The sequence below is a fragment of the Neisseria basseii genome (assembly GCF_962707005.1).
Classification (GTDB): domain Bacteria; phylum Pseudomonadota; class Gammaproteobacteria; order Burkholderiales; family Neisseriaceae; genus Neisseria; species Neisseria bergeri.
This window is the reverse complement of record NZ_CAUIXH010000001.1, coordinates 42,696-60,044: the sequence shown is the minus strand read 5'-3', so window position 1 is coordinate 60,044 and position 17,349 is coordinate 42,696. Positions and strand designations below refer to the sequence as shown.

The 17,349-nt window shown below is 52.0% G+C and carries 18 protein-coding genes; 11 read left to right on the top strand and 7 right to left on the bottom strand.

The window, feature by feature from the left end; genetic code table 11:
• Positions 1–168 precede the first annotated feature (168 nt).
• Positions 169–471: an ATP-dependent Clp protease adapter ClpS gene (clpS, locus tag Q9I99_RS00315; RefSeq protein ID WP_025457204.1), complete on the top strand. Its 303-nt coding sequence runs from the start codon at positions 169–171 to the stop codon at positions 469–471.
• A 1-nt stretch (position 472) separates the two neighbouring features.
• Positions 473–2,749 (top strand): ATP-dependent Clp protease ATP-binding subunit ClpA, encoded by a 2,277-nt coding sequence (clpA, locus tag Q9I99_RS00310; RefSeq protein WP_301667868.1) that lies wholly within the window; start codon positions 473–475, stop codon positions 2,747–2,749.
• Between the two features lie 232 nt (positions 2,750–2,981).
• On the opposite strand, the gene rfaD is transcribed toward clpA, so the two are convergent.
• From rfaD to adk, 5 genes are all read right to left on the bottom strand, one after another.
• Positions 2,982–3,986 carry an ADP-glyceromanno-heptose 6-epimerase gene (gene rfaD / locus Q9I99_RS00305; protein WP_301667869.1) on the bottom strand — a complete coding sequence of 335 codons (1,005 nt, stop codon included), beginning with the start codon at positions 3,984–3,986 and terminating at the stop codon, positions 2,982–2,984.
• Positions 3,987–4,049: 63 nt separating this feature from the next.
• A complete protein-coding gene (hldA, locus tag Q9I99_RS00300) occupies positions 4,050–5,012 on the bottom strand; it encodes an ADP-heptose synthase (RefSeq protein WP_301667870.1) in 963 nt (320 codons plus the stop codon).
• A gap of 104 nt (positions 5,013–5,116) precedes the next feature.
• Complete coding sequence (locus Q9I99_RS00295; protein WP_301667871.1) at positions 5,117–5,509, bottom strand: DUF2185 domain-containing protein; 393 nt, start codon at positions 5,507–5,509, stop codon at positions 5,117–5,119.
• Between the two features lie 95 nt (positions 5,510–5,604).
• Positions 5,605–6,336, bottom strand: a complete 732-nt coding sequence (pyrF, locus tag Q9I99_RS00290; RefSeq protein ID WP_301667872.1) for an orotidine-5'-phosphate decarboxylase — start codon at positions 6,334–6,336, stop codon at positions 5,605–5,607.
• A 105-nt stretch (positions 6,337–6,441) separates the two neighbouring features.
• Entirely contained in the window at positions 6,442–7,089 is a 648-nt protein-coding gene (gene adk / locus Q9I99_RS00285; RefSeq protein WP_019272635.1) for an adenylate kinase, read from the bottom strand.
• Positions 7,090–7,303: 214 nt separating this feature from the next.
• On the opposite strand from adk, the gene htpX reads away from it, so the two are divergent.
• The gene (gene htpX, locus Q9I99_RS00280) at positions 7,304–8,143 is read left to right on the top strand and encodes a protease HtpX (RefSeq protein ID WP_301667873.1); all 840 of its coding nucleotides are present in this window, start codon (positions 7,304–7,306) and stop codon (positions 8,141–8,143) included.
• A gap of 236 nt (positions 8,144–8,379) precedes the next feature.
• Here htpX and Q9I99_RS00275 read toward each other — a convergent pair whose 3' ends face one another.
• Together Q9I99_RS00275 and Q9I99_RS00270 are read right to left on the bottom strand one after the other, a co-directional pair.
• Entirely contained in the window at positions 8,380–9,678 is a 1,299-nt protein-coding gene (locus Q9I99_RS00275; RefSeq protein WP_301667874.1) for an adenylosuccinate synthase, read from the bottom strand.
• Between the two features lie 104 nt (positions 9,679–9,782).
• Positions 9,783–10,934: an ATP phosphoribosyltransferase regulatory subunit gene (locus tag Q9I99_RS00270; protein ID WP_301667875.1), complete on the bottom strand. Its 1,152-nt coding sequence runs from the start codon at positions 10,932–10,934 to the stop codon at positions 9,783–9,785.
• Between the two features lie 335 nt (positions 10,935–11,269).
• On the opposite strand from Q9I99_RS00270, the gene norM reads away from it, so the two are divergent.
• From norM to Q9I99_RS00230, 8 genes are all read left to right on the top strand, one after another.
• A complete protein-coding gene (gene norM / locus Q9I99_RS00265; RefSeq protein ID WP_301667876.1) occupies positions 11,270–12,649 on the top strand; it encodes a multidrug efflux MATE transporter NorM in 1,380 nt (459 codons plus the stop codon).
• 63 nt (positions 12,650–12,712) lie between these two features.
• On the top strand, positions 12,713–13,255 hold the full coding sequence (locus tag Q9I99_RS00260; RefSeq protein ID WP_301667877.1) for a GIY-YIG nuclease family protein: 543 nt from the start codon (positions 12,713–12,715) through the stop codon (positions 13,253–13,255).
• Between the two features lie 45 nt (positions 13,256–13,300).
• Positions 13,301–13,486 (top strand): hypothetical protein, encoded by a 186-nt coding sequence (locus Q9I99_RS00255; protein WP_301667878.1) that lies wholly within the window; start codon positions 13,301–13,303, stop codon positions 13,484–13,486.
• A 46-nt stretch (positions 13,487–13,532) separates the two neighbouring features.
• Positions 13,533–14,573 (top strand): UDP-N-acetylmuramate dehydrogenase, encoded by a 1,041-nt coding sequence (murB, locus tag Q9I99_RS00250; RefSeq protein WP_301667879.1) that lies wholly within the window; start codon positions 13,533–13,535, stop codon positions 14,571–14,573.
• A gap of 11 nt (positions 14,574–14,584) precedes the next feature.
• On the top strand, positions 14,585–15,235 hold the full coding sequence (locus Q9I99_RS00245; protein WP_003778640.1) for a TetR/AcrR family transcriptional regulator: 651 nt from the start codon (positions 14,585–14,587) through the stop codon (positions 15,233–15,235).
• A gap of 190 nt (positions 15,236–15,425) precedes the next feature.
• Positions 15,426–15,704, top strand: coding sequence for a hypothetical protein (locus Q9I99_RS00240; RefSeq protein ID WP_301667880.1), 279 nt, complete (start codon positions 15,426–15,428; stop codon positions 15,702–15,704).
• Positions 15,705–15,912: 208 nt separating this feature from the next.
• Entirely contained in the window at positions 15,913–16,719 is an 807-nt protein-coding gene (locus Q9I99_RS00235) for an SDR family oxidoreductase (protein WP_301667881.1), read from the top strand.
• Positions 16,720–16,769: 50 nt separating this feature from the next.
• The gene (locus Q9I99_RS00230; protein WP_301667882.1) at positions 16,770–17,336 is read left to right on the top strand and encodes a ubiquinone biosynthesis accessory factor UbiJ; all 567 of its coding nucleotides are present in this window, start codon (positions 16,770–16,772) and stop codon (positions 17,334–17,336) included.
• Positions 17,337–17,349 lie beyond the last annotated feature (13 nt).

Genomic DNA, 17,349 nt, shown 5'->3' with positions numbered 1-17,349 from the left:
AGCTTTATATACTTGGTCGAGTGCCAGCTTCTGCTTAACCGTCTTTTTACATTTGTTAAGCCGAAACGTCAAGCTATGTTTCCAAAAAAGTGAGAAAATAAGCGGAAAGACCGAAAATACAACAGAAATGCCGTCTGAAAACGGCTTCTTCCCGATAGAAAACAACTTATGACGACACACTGCCAATCCGATACGCTTTTAAGCAACCTTAACACCCTGCCGCCAAAACGTTACGGCGTTTTCCTATTGAACGACGATTACACCACGATGGAATTTGTCGTTGAAATCCTGACCGAAATCTTCATGCTCGGACAAGAACAGGCGGTAGCGGTAATGCTCTTGGTTCATCACGAAGGCAAAGGCCTGTGCGGCACTTACACGCGCGATATTGCCCAAACCAAACAGCAACAAGTCATGCAGCGGGCAAAAGCCGAAGGGCATCCGCTGCAATGTATTGTCGAGGAGATTTAATATGCTTGCCCCTGAATTGGAACAGATTTTGCAGCAGCTTTACCGCGAGGCGCGCAACGCCCATTATGAATTTATCAGCCTCGAGCATCTGCTTTTGGTACTCATCGAAGAAGATGCCGCCGTCCCCAACGTTCTCAAGCTCTGCGGTGCGGATTTGAAAGTGGTGTCCGAACAACTCGCCGCCAGCGTTGCCGAAAACACCCCCCTGATTCCAGACCACCTTTTAGACACGGTCGAAACCCAGCCCACGCTCGGCTTCCAACGCGTCATCCAGCGGGCGATGGTGCATACCCAATCAGCAGGCAAAGGCTTGGTTGAGCCTTTGGACGTTTTGGTCGCGCTGATGAGCGAAACCGACAGCCACGCCGTCTATTTCCTCAAGCTGCAATCGGTTACGCGTTTTGAAGTTTTGCGCTGTATTGCCCACGGCTCTCCCGATGAAGATGAAGACGATGGCAACTATTCTTCAGACGGCATGGACGACGATAATGAGAACCGCACCAAACCGAGCAAAAACCCTTTATCGGAGTACACCGTCAACCTCAACGCCGAAGTCAAAGCCGGCCGTATCGACCCTTTGATTGGTCGCAAACACGAAATGGAACGGCTGGTGCAAATCCTATGCCGCCGCCGCAAAAACAATCCGCTTTTGGTTGGCGAGGCTGGCGTGGGCAAAACTGCACTGGCGGAAGGTTTGGCACATCAAATCGTCAACGGCGACATTCCCGACGCGCTTAAGGAAGCCGAAGTGTACGCGCTGGATATGGGTTCGCTTTTGGCGGGCACAAAATACCGCGGCGACTTTGAAGCGCGGGTCAAATCCGTCTTGAAACAGCTCGAAAAAATCCCGCACGCTATTTTGTTTATCGACGAAATCCACACCATCATCGGCGCAGGCAGCACCAGCGGCGGCACAATGGACGCATCCAACCTGCTCAAACCCGCATTGGCGAAAGGTTCATTGCGCTGTATCGGCGCAACCACTTACGACGAATACCGCATCATTTTCGACAAAGACCACGCCTTAAGCCGCCGTTTCCAAAAAATCGACGTGGTCGAGCCCACCGTCGCCGAAACCGTACAAATCCTGCGCGGCTTGAAACCGATGTTTGAAGATTTCCACCAAGTGCGCTATACGCAAGGCGCACTCGAAGCTGCCGCCGAACTTTCCGCACGCTACATCAACGAGCGTTTCCTGCCCGACAAAGCCATTGACGTAATGGACGAAGCAGGCGCGGCACAACGGATTCTGCCCAAATCCAAACAGAAAAAAGTCATCGGCAAAGCGCAAATCGAAACCGTCATCGCCAAAGTCGCGCGGATTCCCGAAAAAACCGTGTCGCACGACGACAAACAAGTGCTGCAATTCCTCGGCCGCGATTTGAAAAACATGGTTTACGGTCAAGAAAATGCCATCGATGCGTTGGTTGCCGCCGTCAAAATGTCGCGCTCCGGCCTCGCCCTGCCCGACAAACCGATAGGCAGTTTCCTCTTCTCCGGTCCGACCGGCGTCGGCAAAACCGAAGTCGCCAAACAGCTTGCCTACTCGATGGGCGTACCGCTGCAACGCTTTGATATGTCCGAATACATGGAACGCCACGCCGTATCGCGCCTCATCGGCGCACCGCCGGGCTACGTCGGCTTCGACCAAGGCGGTCTTTTGACCGAAGCCGCTAACAAACATCCGCACTGCGTATTACTCTTGGACGAAATCGAAAAAGCCCACCCCGACATTTTCAACGTCCTCCTGCAAGTCATGGACGCAGGCAAACTGACCGACAACAACGGCAAGAGTGCCGATTTCCGCAATGTTATCCTGATCATGACCACCAACGCAGGCGCGGAAAGCCTCAGCCGCCCCAGTCTCGGCTTCACCGCCAAGCGCGAGCGCGGCGATGAAATGCAGGCTATCAACAAGCTCTTCACGCCCGAGTTCCGCAACCGCTTGGATGCGATTATCCCGTTTGCGCCCCTGTCCGAACCCATTATCGTCAAAGTCGTGGACAAATTCCTGCTTCAGCTCGAACACCAGCTCCTCGACAAAAAAGTTGAAGCCGAATTCACGCCGGCATTGCGCAAATATCTGGCGGAAAAAGGTTTCGACCCACAAATGGGCGCACGCCCAATGAACCGCCTGATCCAGGAAAAAATCCGCAAACCGCTCGCCGACGAACTCCTGTTCGGCAAACTATCCGACGGCGGCTTTGTGCGGATAGACTGGGATACGGCAAAAGAAGAAGCCGTGTTGAAATTTAAGAAAAGCAAGGTCAAAATGTAGTGGATTAACAAAAACCAGTACGGCGTTGCCTCGCCTTAGCTCAAAGAGAACGATTCTCTAAGGTGCTCAAGCACCAAGTGAATCGGTTCCGTACTATTTGTACTGTCTGCGGCTTCGTCGCCTTGTCCTGATTTTTGTTAATCCACTATAAAAACCGCCTCCGCATAAAATCAAAAATGCCGTCTGAAAGGTTCAGACGGCATTTTCTTTCAAACAAAATGACCAATCGTGTTTAAGCCAAATTTTCCAGCATCCATTTGACGTAGCGGTCGACGCCTGATTTGACATCGAAAAATTCTTCCTTGTATCCGGCTTCACGCAATTTGGTGATGTCGGCTTGGGTGAAGCTTTGGTATTTGCCTTTGAGCGCGTCGGGAAATGGGATGTAGCGGATAAGTTCTTCTTCTACCAGCTCTTTCAAGCTCATTTCAGGTTTGCCTTCGGCGGCGCGGCAGGCGTTGACGGTGGCAGCGGCGAGTTCGTTGAACTGTTGGCTGCGGCCGGTGCCGAGGTTGTAGATGCCGGAGAGTTCGGGATGGTCGAAGAAGTAGAGGTTGACTTTGGCAACGTCTTCGACGCTGACGAAGTCGCGGGTTTGTTCGCCATCGCCGTAACCGTCGTTGCTGCCGAACAGGTTGACGTAACCGTGTTCGCGGTATTGGTGGAAATGGTGGAAGGCGACGGATGCCATGCGGCCTTTGTGTTGTTCGTGTTGTCCGTAAACGTTGAAGTAGCGGAAGCCGACGACTTGAGCGGTGAGACCTTCTTTCATGCGGCGGCGCAATACTTGGTCAAACAGGAATTTGGAATAGCCGTACACGTTGAGCGGTTTTTCCAGTTCGCGCTCTTCGCGGAAGATTTCGCCTTTGCCGTAAACCGCCGCACTGGAGGCATAAAGGAAGGGAATGCGTTCGTCCTGACACCAGTCCAGCAAATCCAGCGTGTACTGGTAGTTGTTTTCCATCATATACAAACCGTCGTGGTTCATGGTGTCGGAACACGCGCCTTGATGGAAAACGGCTTTGATATTTTGATAAGGTAAAATGTGTTCCCTCACTTGGCGGATAAATTCGTGTTTGTCGAGATAATGGGCGATTTCGCACTCGGCAAGGTTTTTGAATTTTTCGCCTTTTGTCAGATTATCGACGGCGACAATGTCGGTGATGCCGCGTTGGTTGAGGGCTTTGACGATGTTGCTGCCGATAAAGCCGGCCGCGCCTGTTACGATGATGGTCATATTGGGTTTCCTTTGTTTTGAGGGTTTCAGACGGCATTGAATGGTCATGCCGTCTGAAAAGATTTATTGCCCGTCCAGTGCTTCAACCAACTCTGCAAACGAGCAAACCGCCGTACCAAGTTTCGCCACGACAACCCCGGCCGCAGTATTGGCAAGGTGCATGGCTTCAGGCATGGTATAACCAGCAGCCAGCCCCAAGCCCATTCCGGCAATAACGGTGTCGCCTGCGCCGGACACGTCGTAAACTTCTTGGGCGCGGGTGGGCTGGTAAATGGGTTCGCCTTCGCTGAACAAGGTCATGCCTTCTTCGCTCCGGGTCAGTAAAACGGCGGTCAGGTCGAGGTGGCGGCGCAGGTTTTGTGCTTTTTCGGTCAAATCATTTTCGTTTTTCCAACTGCCGACCACTTCTTTCAATTCGGCGCGGTTGGGCGTAATCAGGGTTGCGCCGGCGTATTTTTCGTAATCGTCGCCTTTGGGGTCGATTAATACGGTTTTGCCTTCGTGTTTCGCCCAATCAATCATATCGGAGATGTGCGACAGGCCACCTTTGCCATAGTCTGAAAAAATAATTGCGTCGTATTCGGGCAAGATTTCACGGTATTTCCGCTTGATTTGTTCCAATACTTCTCGGTTGGGATGTTCTTCAAAATCAAGGCGGATAAGCTGCTGGTTGCGGGCGACGACGCGCAGTTTGACGGTGGTGGCGATTTGTTTGTCGCGCATCAGATATGAGGCGACGCCGTCCTGCACCATCAACGCGTCAAGCGCGTCGGCGGCTTCGTCGTCGCCGGTTACGGACAACAGCCCTGCCCTGCCGCCCAACGAAGCAATATTGCGCGCAACGTTCGCCGCGCCGCCCGCGCGTTGGTCGATTCGTCCGATTTTCGCTACGGGAACAGGGGCTTCGGGCGAAATACGGGACACGTCGCCAAACCAATAGCGGTCAAGCATCACGTCGCCGACAACCAGGACTTTGGCTTGCGCGAAACGGGATTTGAGGGTTTCTTGTTGGAATTTGGTGGGCATTTTATGCACTCCAAAATAAGTTGTTTTTTGTGTGTGAAAACTTCACTGTATTCTCAGTAATTATCTGGCAAATTTACTGATTAATAATAAAATCCGACTTTTTATTATTCTTCAAAATCGAAAGGAGACCAATCGGCAACAGGAGAAAAACAATCCTCTCCTTCTTTTTTCTCAAAAACGCTACCTATATCCGCCCAAAATAGTTCTCCAACATCTACTTGATAATGAGTGAGCCGCGTCAAACTATGAAAGGAGAAGTTATCAGGATTATTCGTGTATTCATTATCTTCTGTTCCGGAAAATACCCGCCATCCGCTATCAAATGGTAAATCCCCTTGATGTTCCCGGTACATAAATTTAATAGGAAGCCCCTCTTCGACAATTTTATGCGACACAATCGCATACCACCCAACAGGGGTATCCTTTACAAGCAAATCATCTTCTGGAAATGCATCATAATCAAAAATATTGCTCACATCTGAACCACATTGAGACATCGGATAAATTCCTTTCTAAGCTGAAATTTTCTGGTTATTTATCTACCGTATCAAAGTGAGGCAGTTTCTTTGAACAGCATCAAAATTGTTGATGTTTAAGCATTCACCACGCGATTCACTTCGCGCAATACGGCGACCGGATCGGCGGCTTGGGTAACGGGGCGGCCCATCACGAGATAGGTCGAACCTGCCGCCAAGGCTTCGGCCGGTGTCATAATGCGGCGTTGGTCATCATTATTGCAGGCAACGTCCAAGCGGATGCCGGGCGTTACCAAGACAAAATCCTGTCCCAATTCGCGGCGCAGCGGCGCGGCTTCTTGGGCGGAACATACCACGCCGTCCAAGCCCGAACTTTGCGCCAGTTTCGCCAAGCGGATGACTTGTTCTTCAGGGGCGATGTTCAAACCGATTTCGGCCAAGTCGCTTTGTTCCATGCTGGTCAACACGGTTACACCAATCAAAAGCGGCTTGGTGTGATATCCGGCAACGGCTTCTACGGCGGCTTCCATCATGCGGCGGCCGCCCGATGCGTGCATATCGACCATCCAAACGCCCATATCAGCGGCCACTTTGCATGCCTGCGCAACGGTGTGGGGAATATCGTGGTATTTCAAATCGAGGAAAAGTTTGAAACCTTGATTGATTAAGCTTTCTGCCAAACTGCGGCCGGTTGCGGTAAACAGCTCTTTGCCGATTTTGATTTGACACAGTGTCGGGTCAAGGTTGCGGACAAATCCGAGTGTGTCTTTTTCGTTGGCAAAATCAAGGGCGACGATAACGGGGGTGCGTTGTTGCGGAGTTTGGAAGTCGGTGATTAAGGGATTCATAAAATACCTGCGGATAAACGGTTACAACTTCGATTTTAACAGCTTTCATACACAAAATGCCGTCTGAAAATATTTTTTCAGACGGCATTTCCGACCCGGCAAAACTTATTTGCCCAAGCCTTTCAATACTTCGGCTTTCACGGCTTCTACTGCTTGGGTACCGTCAACTTTGATGTATTTCGGCGCGTGTTCGCCTTCCAGCTTGCTGTAAAAATCAACCAAAACTTCGGTTTGCTCGTGGTAAACGGCAAGGCGTTTTTTCACAGTTTCTTCCTTATCGTCGTCGCGCTGAATCAAATCTTCGCCGGTTACGTCGTCTTTGCCTTCGACTTTAGGCGGATTGTAGGTAACGTGGTAAGTACGACCGGAAGCCAAATGCACGCGGCGGCCGCTCATGCGGTCGACAATCACGCTGTCAGGTACATCGATTTCAACCACGGCATCCAAATCCACACCGGCTTCAACCATCGCTTCGGCCTGTGCCAGCGTGCGTGGGAAGCCGTCGAACAGGAAACCGTTTTTGCAGTCGTCTTGGGCAATGCGCTCTTTAACCATGCCAATAATGATGTCGTCGCGCACCAAGCCGCCTTCATCGATGATTTTTTTCGCTTCCAAACCCAAGGGCGTGCCCGCCTTAATCGCGGCGCGGAGCATATCGCCGGTAGAGATTTGCGGAATGCCGAACGCGGCGGTGATGAATTGTGCCTGAGTGCCTTTGCCCGCGCCCGGTGCGCCTAAAAGTAATGCTTTCATGAAGTGATCCTTTTAAATGTGTTTATTGGAATCAAACAGATGGTTTACGATTCTACACGGCTTGGCACAATAGTTCAAAAACCAACTGCACAAACTGCCATTTGCAAACAAATGTTTTGCATACCTTTGCCGAGTCTGATATTCACAAGCCGGCAACTTTTTGGGACAATCCCCAAAATTTCAAAACATCACACCCTACCAAAAAGGAACATCCGTGAAACGCATTTTTCTGTTTTTGGCTACCAATATCGCTGTTTTGGTCGTAATCAACATTGTTTTGGCGGTTCTGGGCATTAACAGCCGGGGCGGTGCGGGCAGCCTGTTGGCGTATTCCGCCGTCGTCGGCTTCACTGGTTCGATTATTTCACTGCTGATGTCCAAATTCATCGCCAAACAATCGGTCGGCGCGGAAGTTATCGACACACCGCGCACCGAAGAAGAGGCCTGGCTTTTGAACACTATCGAAGCCCAAGCGCGGCAATGGAACCTGAAAACGCCCGAAGTCGCCATCTACCACTCCCCCGAACCCAATGCCTTTGCCACGGGCGCATCGAGAAACAGCTCCCTGATCGCCGTCAGCACCGGTTTGCTCGACCACATGACACGCGATGAGGTGGAAGCGGTTTTGGCGCACGAAATGGCGCACGTCGGCAACGGCGACATGGTTACGCTGACGCTGATTCAAGGCGTGGTCAATACCTTTGTCGTGTTCCTGTCGCGCATTATTGCCAACCTGATTGCCCGAAACAACGACGGCAGCCAGTCTCAGGGAACTTATTTCCTGGTCAGCACCGTATTTCAAATCCTGTTCGGCTTCCTTGCCAGCCTGATTGTCATGTGGTTCAGCCGCCAGCGCGAATACCGCGCCGATGCGGGTGCGGCAAAACTGGTCGGCGCGCCGAAAATGATTTCCGCCCTGCAAAGGCTTAAAGGCAATCCGGTCGATTTGCCCGAAGAAATGAACGCAATGGGCATCGCCGGAGATACGCGCGACTCCCTGCTCAGCACCCACCCTTCGCTGGACAACCGCATTGCCCGCCTCAAATCGCTCTGAGCCGATTTGAAACGACAAAAAAAACCGTACGCACAAGCAGTACGGTTTTTTTGTATAGGCCGTCTGAAAACATCAGGCTTCCATACCGGCACCAACCGTATCAATTTCCGTACCGGATACGCCGCATTGATATATCCCGATAAACCGTGTCCAAACAGAAAATATCAGATAAAACGGCAGCAAAAATGCCGTCTGAAACCAATTAGGGCTTCAGACGGCATTTTTATTACAAAACCTTATGCGAACGGATGATGCAGCACAATAGTTTCTTCACGGTCGGGGCCGGTGGAGACAATGGCTACCGGCGTACCGCACACTTCTTCGATACGTTTCAGATAAGCTTTAGCGTTTTCAGGCAGCTTATCGTACTCTTTCACACCAAAAGTCGATTCGCTCCAGCCGGGCATGGTTTCGTAAATCGGCTTGCAGGCTTCTACCGCATCGGAACCGCAAGGCAGGATGTCGGTTTTACTGCCGTCGGGCAATTCGTAGCCGACACAGATATTGATGTTCTCAATACCGTCCATCACGTCCAGCTTGGTGATGCACATGCCGGAAATACCGTTGACTTGGATGGAGCGTTTCAACGCGGCGGCATCAAACCATCCACAGCGACGTGCGCGACCGGTTACGGAACCGAATTCGTGTCCGCGTTCTGCCAAACCTGCGCCGACTTCGTCGAACAATTCGGTCGGGAATGGGCCTGAACCGACGCGTGTGGTATAAGCTTTGACGATGCCCAAAACATAATCCAGCATTTGAGGGCCTACGCCTGCGCCTGCGGAAGCGGCTCCCGCCAGGCAATTGGAAGAGGTAACGAAGGGGTAAGTGCCGTAGTCGATGTCCAACAGCGTGCCTTGCGCACCCTCAAACAGCAGTTTTTCGCCGTTTTTGTTTTTCTCGTTCAACACGCGGGATACGTCGGTAATCATCGGAGTAATGCGCGGCGCGACTTTTTCGATAACCGCCATCACGTCTTCCGCTTTCACCGGCTCGGCATTGTGCAGATGTTGCAATTGAACGTTGTAATAAGCGAGGATGACATCCAGTTTTTCACGCAGTTTTTCAGGATGCAGCAAATCGACGGCGCGGATGGCGCGGCGTGCCACTTTGTCTTCGTAGGCAGGGCCGATGCCGCGGCCGGTCGTGCCGATTTTGCCTTTGCCGCGGGACGCTTCGCGGGCTTGGTCAAGCGCGATGTGGTAAGGCAGGATCAGCGGACAGGTCGGCGCGATTTTCAGACGGCCTTCGACGTTTTTCACGCCTGCCGCGTTCAACTCGTCGATTTCGCCTAACAATGCTTCGGGGGAAACGACAACGCCGGAACCGATGAAGCAGTCCAGACTTTCATGCAGAATGCCGCTCGGAATCAGGCGCAAAATGGTTTTTTTGCCGCCGACGACCAAAGTATGACCCGCATTGTGGCCGCCTTGGAAACGCACGACGCCGCTGGTTTCTTCCGCCAGCCAGTCAACGATTTTACCTTTGCCTTCATCGCCCCATTGGGCGCCGATTACTACAACATTTTTAGCCATAGCCATATAACCTATCGATATTAAAAATTATTGCGGAAAATCCCCAAACCGGTGCGGCTTTGCGACCCGTCACGGTTTGCCTTTCATCCGCTATGAACGGGTATTTAGCGTTTCACGACCTGCCAAACGCCGTCCGTCTTTTTCAGACGGCCTGCAAGCTCTTCCGAAACATTGTGTCCGATACCGTAGTCAATCACGACACACTGCCCTTGTTCACGCAAGGCTTCGACTGCTTCGCGCGCCGCTTCGGCATCTTCCGCATCGACCAACACGGCGGGCTGCCGTTCGATGGCGGGCAAACGCCCGATAAAGCTGCGCAAGTCGAAACTGAATCCCGTTGCCGGGCGCGCCCTGCCGAAATATCCGCCCAATCCGTCATAACGCCCGCCGCGCGCGACCGCGTCGTGGAAATCGGCGGCATAGGCGGCATACAGCAAGCCCGTGTGGTAATTGTCGACACGCAGCTCGGACAAGTCGATATGGATTTCATTATCGGGAAATGCGTCGCACACCGCCTGCAATTCGTCCAACGCGCCGCCGACCGCCGACAAATCCGGCAACCGTCCGCGCGCGTCGGACAACACTTCCCGCCCGCCGTACAGGCGCGGCAGCAGCGAGAATGCTTTTGCCCACATACCGTCCAGCTTCCAAGCCTTGACCTGCGCTTCGACCGCCCCGGTATCTTTATCCTGCATCAGCGACAAAAGTTCTGCCGATTGCTCGGCATTGAGATGCGCCGCATCGGATAGGGCGCGGAATACGCCGATATGCCCCAGCGACAGCAAAACTTCGCCCATATCGGCAATCTTCATACTTTTGAGCATCAGGTCAATCAGTTCGATATCCGCCCGGATGTCGGCGAAACCGTACATTTCTGCCCCTGCCTGCAAGGGTTCGCGCATATTCAGCAGACCGTCGGGCTGCGCGTGCAACACGGAGCCTGCGTAACACAACCGGTTAATCCCTTGGTTGGCGGACAAAAGATGGGCATCGATACGCGCCACTTGCGGCGTAATATCGGCACGGATGCCCAACTGCCTACCGCTCAACTGATCGACCACTAAAATGGTTTTCAACGACAAGCCCGCGTCAATATGCGTCAGCAGGGAGTGGCTGTATTCCATCAACGGGGGTTGGACCAACTCGTAACCGTGTACGCGGAACAGTGCCAACAACCGCTCCCTCGCGCTTTCAAGCTGCCGCGCGTTCGTGGGCAGTACGTCGGCGATATGTTCCGGAAGCTGCCATGTCTGCATGAGAATCTGCCTTCTATTTTATTTTGCAAACACAAAAGGCTGCCCGATCCGCAATCAGACGGCATCTTTACCGCAACGCATCACGCCGCTGTCAAAACGGCGATGCTTCCTTCTGATTCAGAATCCGAACAGCCCCTGTCCGACGGCTCAATGCCGTCAAGTTGTTAAAACCAAACTTTACCATAAAATACACACAATCTGAATATACTTTTATACCCTGTATCCGCCTTCTGACGGCACGGCATTTTTTTACTATATAATGTGCACCACTATTTCTCATCACTCCCTGCTGCCGTTTTTTTGTTTCAGACGGCATTTTTGTTGATTGAACACTTATGCTGCTCGACCTCGACCGCTTTTCCTTTCCCGTCTTCCTGAAAGAAATCCGCCTGCTGACCGCCCTTGCCCTGCCCATGTTGTTGGCACAGGTTGCGCAGGTGGGCATCGGTTTTGTCGATACCGTGATGGCGGGCGGTGCGGGTAAGGAAGATTTGGCGGCGGTGGCTTTGGGCAGCAGCGCGTTTGCCACGGTTTATATTACCTTTATGGGCATTATGGCGGCACTGAACCCGATGATTGCCCAGCTTTACGGCGCGGGTAAAACCGGTGAAGTGGGCGAAACGGGGCGGCAGGGGATTTGGTTCGGGCTGTTTTTGGGCGTGTTCGGCATGGTCTTGATGTGGGCGACGATTACGCCGTTCCGCAACTGGTTGACCTTGAGCGATTATGTGGAAGGCACGATGGCGCAATACATGTTGTTCACCAGCTTGGCGATGCCGGCGGCAATGGTACACCGCGCCCTGCATGCCTACGCTTCCAGCCTGAACCGCCCGCGCCTGATTATGTTGGTCAGCTTCGCGGCGTTTGTGTTGAACGTGCCGCTGAACTATATTTTCGTTTACGGCAAATTCGGTATGCCCGCTTTGGGCGGCGCAGGCTGCGGACTGGCGACGATGGCGGTGTTTTGGTTCAGCGCGCTGGCATTGTGGATTTATATCGCCAAGGAAAAATTCTTCCGCCCGTTCGGACTGACGGCGAAATTCGGCAAACCGGATTTGGCGGTGTTCAAACAGATTTGGAAAATTGGCGCGCCCATCGGGCTGTCTTATTTTTTGGAAGCCAGCGCGTTTTCGTTTATCGTGTTCTTGATCGCGCCCTTCGGCGAAGATTATGTGGCGGCGCAGCAGGTCGGCATCAGTTTGTCGGGGATTCTCTATATGATTCCGCAAAGCGTCGGCTCGGCAGGGACGGTGCGCATCGGTTTTTCATTAGGACGGCGCGAATTTTCGCGGGCGCGTTATATTTCGGGCGTATCGCTGGTGTTGGGTTGGATGCTCGCCGTGATTACCGTGCTTTCTTTGGTATTATTCCGTTCGCCACTGGTAAGTATGTACAACAATGATCCGGCGGTTTTAAGCATCGCCGCCACCGTCTTACTGTTTGCTGGCTTGTTCCAACCGGCAGACTTTACCCAATGCATCGCGTCCTACGCCTTGCGCGGCTATAAAGTCACAAAAGTTCCGATGTTCATCCACGCCGCCGCCTTCTGGGGCTGCGGCCTACTGCCGGGCTACCTACTCGCCTACCGTTTCGATATGGGTATTTACGGCTTCTGGACGGCATTGATTGCCTCGCTCACCATCGCAGCCGTCGCCTTGGTGTGGTGCTTGGAATTGTGCAGCAGGGAGATGGTCAGATCGCATAAGGCCGTCTGAAATTTCTTTCAGACGGCCTCCATTGATGTTTTATTTATGACTTATTCACTTTTAAGGAAAAAAATGTTTTCAACTTCCATTATAGAAAAACTTGCTTACTATATTTATTGCTTGATTGCCCCTAGAGACGGCAATATTTTCTATGTAGGTAAAGGCGTGGGCAATCGCGTTTTCCATCATGCCCTAGGTTCATTACAAGAAACAGAAACGCCAAGTGATAAAATTGCTTTGATTAGGGAAATACATAAAAGCGGAAACCAACCTGTGTATTACATTCTGCGACACAACATTCAAACAGACAAACAGGCTTTTGAATATGAAGCGATGGCAATAGACCTACTCTCCCTAGTCAAGCCGAGCCAGCAGCCGCTGACTAATATTCAAGGCGGCACGCATTCTTCAGAAGTAGGATTAATGAGTTTGCCCGAATTAAAACGAAAATATGATGAGCAAGAATTAAAAACTGATAAACCTATTGTTTTAATTACGATTAATAACGAATACGAGAAACTGAAGAAAGACATTAGATCCGGGAATATTCCTGAAGCCAATAGGGATAAGGAAATTTACGAACGCACACGGAAATATTGGAAAATCGGAAGCTGACGTGAAAAAGCAAAATATGCAGTTGCAGTCTATCGCGGCTGGACATTGGCAGTATATGAAATCGAAAGATGGATTTCTGCCGACGATATTATTCAAGGCCGTTGGATGTTTGAAGGCAAGCCGTTGCCAAAAGAGTCCGACATTTATCAAGAAATCATAGACAAGCTGACCTATTCTTCCCAAGAAAACTATAAAGCCCCCCAAAACCCCATTACCTATCGTAATTGTTAAATAGTAAGTTTTCAGACGACCTGAATCCACAAAATCACAAATCATCATGCAACCCATCCAATACCAAACCGACCTCACTCCCTACAACACTTTCGGTCTTCGTGCCCAAGCCCAAGCCTTTATCGCGCTCGAACATGCCGACGAGTTGCGCGACATCGTCCGACTGCCCGAGTTCGACCGCGATACCGTTTTATGGCTTGGCGGCGGCAGCAATATCCTTTTGATGCAGGATTACGACGGCTTGGTCGTCCATATGGAAAACAAGGGCATACGCGAGATTGTGCGTTCAGACGGCATGGTTCTAATTGAAGCGCAGGCGGGCGAAATTTGGCACGATTTTGTCCTGCACACCGTCGCGCTGGGTTTGAGCGGTCTGGAAAACCTGAGCCTGATTCCGGGTACGGTCGGCGCGTCGCCCGTGCAGAACATCGGCGCATACGGCGTAGAGGTGAAAGATGTGATTCACAGCGTGCGCTGCTTCGATTTGGATACGGAAACCTTTGTAACCCTTTCCAATGCCGACTGCCGCTTCTCCTACCGCGAAAGCCTGTTCAAGCAGGAAGGTAAAGGGCGTTATGTGATTGTTTCGGTCGTATTTGCATTAAAAACGCATTTTGTGCCGAACTTGGGCTACGGCGATTTGGCGGCGAAGGTTGCCGAATTGAGTGCAGGTAGGGAGGCGACGGTAAAAGACGTTTCCGATGCGGTATCCGCCATCCGCAACAGCAAATTACCCGACCCGAAAGTTTTGGGCAATGTCGGCAGTTTCTTTAAGAACCCCGTCGTCAGCGCAGAAAAAGCCGCCACCCTGTTGCAGCAGCATCCCGATATGCCGCGCTATCCGCAGCCCGACGGTTCTGTCAAACTCGCCGCCGGCTGGCTGATCGACCAATGCCGTCTGAAAGGCTTCCAAATTGGCGGCGCGGCGGTACATGACCGGCAGGCTTTGGTTTTGGTGAACAAAAACAATGCTTCTTCAGACGACGTTTGGCAGCTGGCGCAACACGTCTGCAATACAGTATTTACTCGATTTCAGGTAGAATTACACGCCGAACCCAATTGGCTGCCTGCTTCGTTCAGCCTATAAATCCAAGGAGTATGCCCGTGACCCGCATTGCAAAAACCAATACTTACACCCGCATCATCGACGCCAGCCTTGCGCTTTTCAACGAGGAAGGCGAGCGCAACATCAGCACCAACCATATCGCGGCGCATTTGGGCATCAGTCCGGGCAATCTCTATTACCACTTCCGCAACAAAGACGAAATCATCGTCCAGCTCTTCAAACGTTACAGCGAAGCCCTGCTGGCATACCTGAATGAAGCCGTGTTACCGTCTGATGTGGAAGACTCCATCAATTATATGGCGGGCATTTACGACGTGATGTGGGAATACCGCTTCCTCTTTAGCGATGTAAACACCCTGCTTGCCCGCAGTGCCGAATTATTGGGTGAACACAACACCTTCACCCAAGCCAAAGTCTCCCCGCTCTTGGTCAACCTGCTCACCCAGCTCAACGGTCTGAACATCATCCAAGCCGACCAAACCGCCATGAACGACCTCGCCGTCAATATGTGGATGGTCACGAAATACTGGTTCGACTTCGACAGCTCACTGCGCGGGCGTACCAAGCTGACCGAAGACTCCAAAGCACGCGGCATCCGCCGCACCTTAAGCCTCCTGCGCCCCTACCTCTTACCGAAACATCGCGAGGAATACGACCGGAAAATCGGCGGTGCGCAGTCATAATTTCCATGCCGTCTGAGCCTATATATGTAGTCGGATTTGAGATAGATGATGAGATCTTATCTGGGGCATATAAGGTCAAAAACCTAGATGCAATTGGAGATGCTCTAGCAATAGATATAGATCAGCTCAACAACTCTAGCACCATTGTAACTTCTGTTAATAGTCAACGAGTAAAAATAGATTCTCACTAATGAAAAAAGTAGTTCTCATAGAATGGCTGAAAGAATATTTCATTAGAGAGTCAAAAGAATTGCCAGATACAACTCGACTACACACTCAGCTGTATGTGAATGGTGAGGTTTGGACTCTTGTTGTTGATTTTGAGACTTCTCCCAAGGAGCAAGGATTCTTATCTATTGGAGTTTGTTATTTGCTAATTACAGATGCTCCAGTTGAGTTGAAAGAGGGAAATACTTTTCCTTTTTGGGATGGTGCTACCCAAATTGGGACGTGCCTACTGATTGACTAATTTCTTAATAGAGTAACTTCGTTTTTATAGTGGATTAACTTTAAATCAGGACAAGGCGACGAAGCCGTAGACAGTACAGATAGTACGGAACCGATTCACTTGGTGCTTCAGCACCTTAGAGAATCGTTCTCTTTGAGCTAAGGCGAAGCAACGCCGTACTGGTTTAAAGTTAATCCACCATATTTTCAGACGGCATTCATCTATAAACATGATACATAACCCTCCTTCCGCCTCCCCCGACGCATCCATCTTAGGCTTAGGCTACCTCGGCCGTCCTTTGGCGCAGAAACTTTACCAACACGGCAGCCGCGTTGCCGCCGTCAAACGCAGCCTGACTTCGGACGATATCAATCTACCCATACACCTCGATACCATCGACCTCAATCAAGACAACGTGTTTCAAAGCGCGAACCTTGCCCGTGATACAAGCTTTTGGCGGCACCATGCCGACAAACCCATTTGGTTCTGCCTCTTACCGCCATCCTCGCTGACACATTACGCCGACACCGTCAAACAATGGGCAGAACTTGCCCGGTCGTGCAACGTGCAGCATCTGATTTTCACGAGCAGCACCAGCGTTTACGGCGATACAGCGCGCGAATGCGACGAAACTACCCTACCCAACCCGCAAACCGAGTCCGCCCGCCAAATCGTCGCCGCCGAACAATACCTGCTCGACAGCGGCGTGCCGAACATCGACATCCTGCGGCTGGGCGGGCTTTATTGCGCCGAACGCCATCCCGTCAACCGCCTCGTGCAAAAGCAAAACATCCAAGGCGGCAACCGCCCCGTCAACATCGCCCACCGCGACATCGCCGTCGAAAACCTGTTTCAGACTGCATTCAAACCCGGCGGCAGGCGGCTGAAAAACATTATCGAACCGCGCCACCCGACACGCCGCGAATTTTATACGGAAGAAGCCGCCAAACTCGGTCTGCCCGCGCCGGATTTCGCACCCGACGACAGCGTGGGCAAAATCATCCGTACCGTTTGCGATAACGGCTTAAGCCTGTAAAATAAGAGGCAACAGCAACAAACAGGCATTCTCCGCCCCAATCAGAAAATATGTCCGCCCTCCTCCCCATCATCAACCGCCTGATTCAGCAAAACCCCGACAGCCGCTCGGAGCTTGCCGCATTTGCCGACAAAACACTGACCCTGAACATTGCCGGGCTGAAACTGGCGGGACGCATTACAGAAGACGGTTTGCTCGTGGCGGGAAACGGCTTTGCAGACACCGAAATCATCTTCCGCAACAGCGCGATACAAAAAATCCTCCAAGGCGGCGAACCCGGGGCGGGCGACATCGGGCTCGAAGGCGACCTCATCCTCGGTATCGCGGTACTGTCCCTGCTCGGCAGCCTGCGTTCCCGCGCATCGGACGAATTGGCACGGATTTTCGGCACGCAGGCAGACATCGGCAGCCGTGCCGCCGACATCGGACACGGCATCAAACAAATCGGCAGGAACATCGCCGAACAAATCGGCGGATTTTCCCGCGAACCCGAGTCCGCAAACATCGGCAACGAAGCCCTTGCCGGCTGCCTCGACGAAATAAGCAGACTGCGCGACGGCGTGGAACGCCTCAACGAACGCCTCGACCGGCTCGAACGCGACATTTGGATAGACTAACCTTCAGACGGCA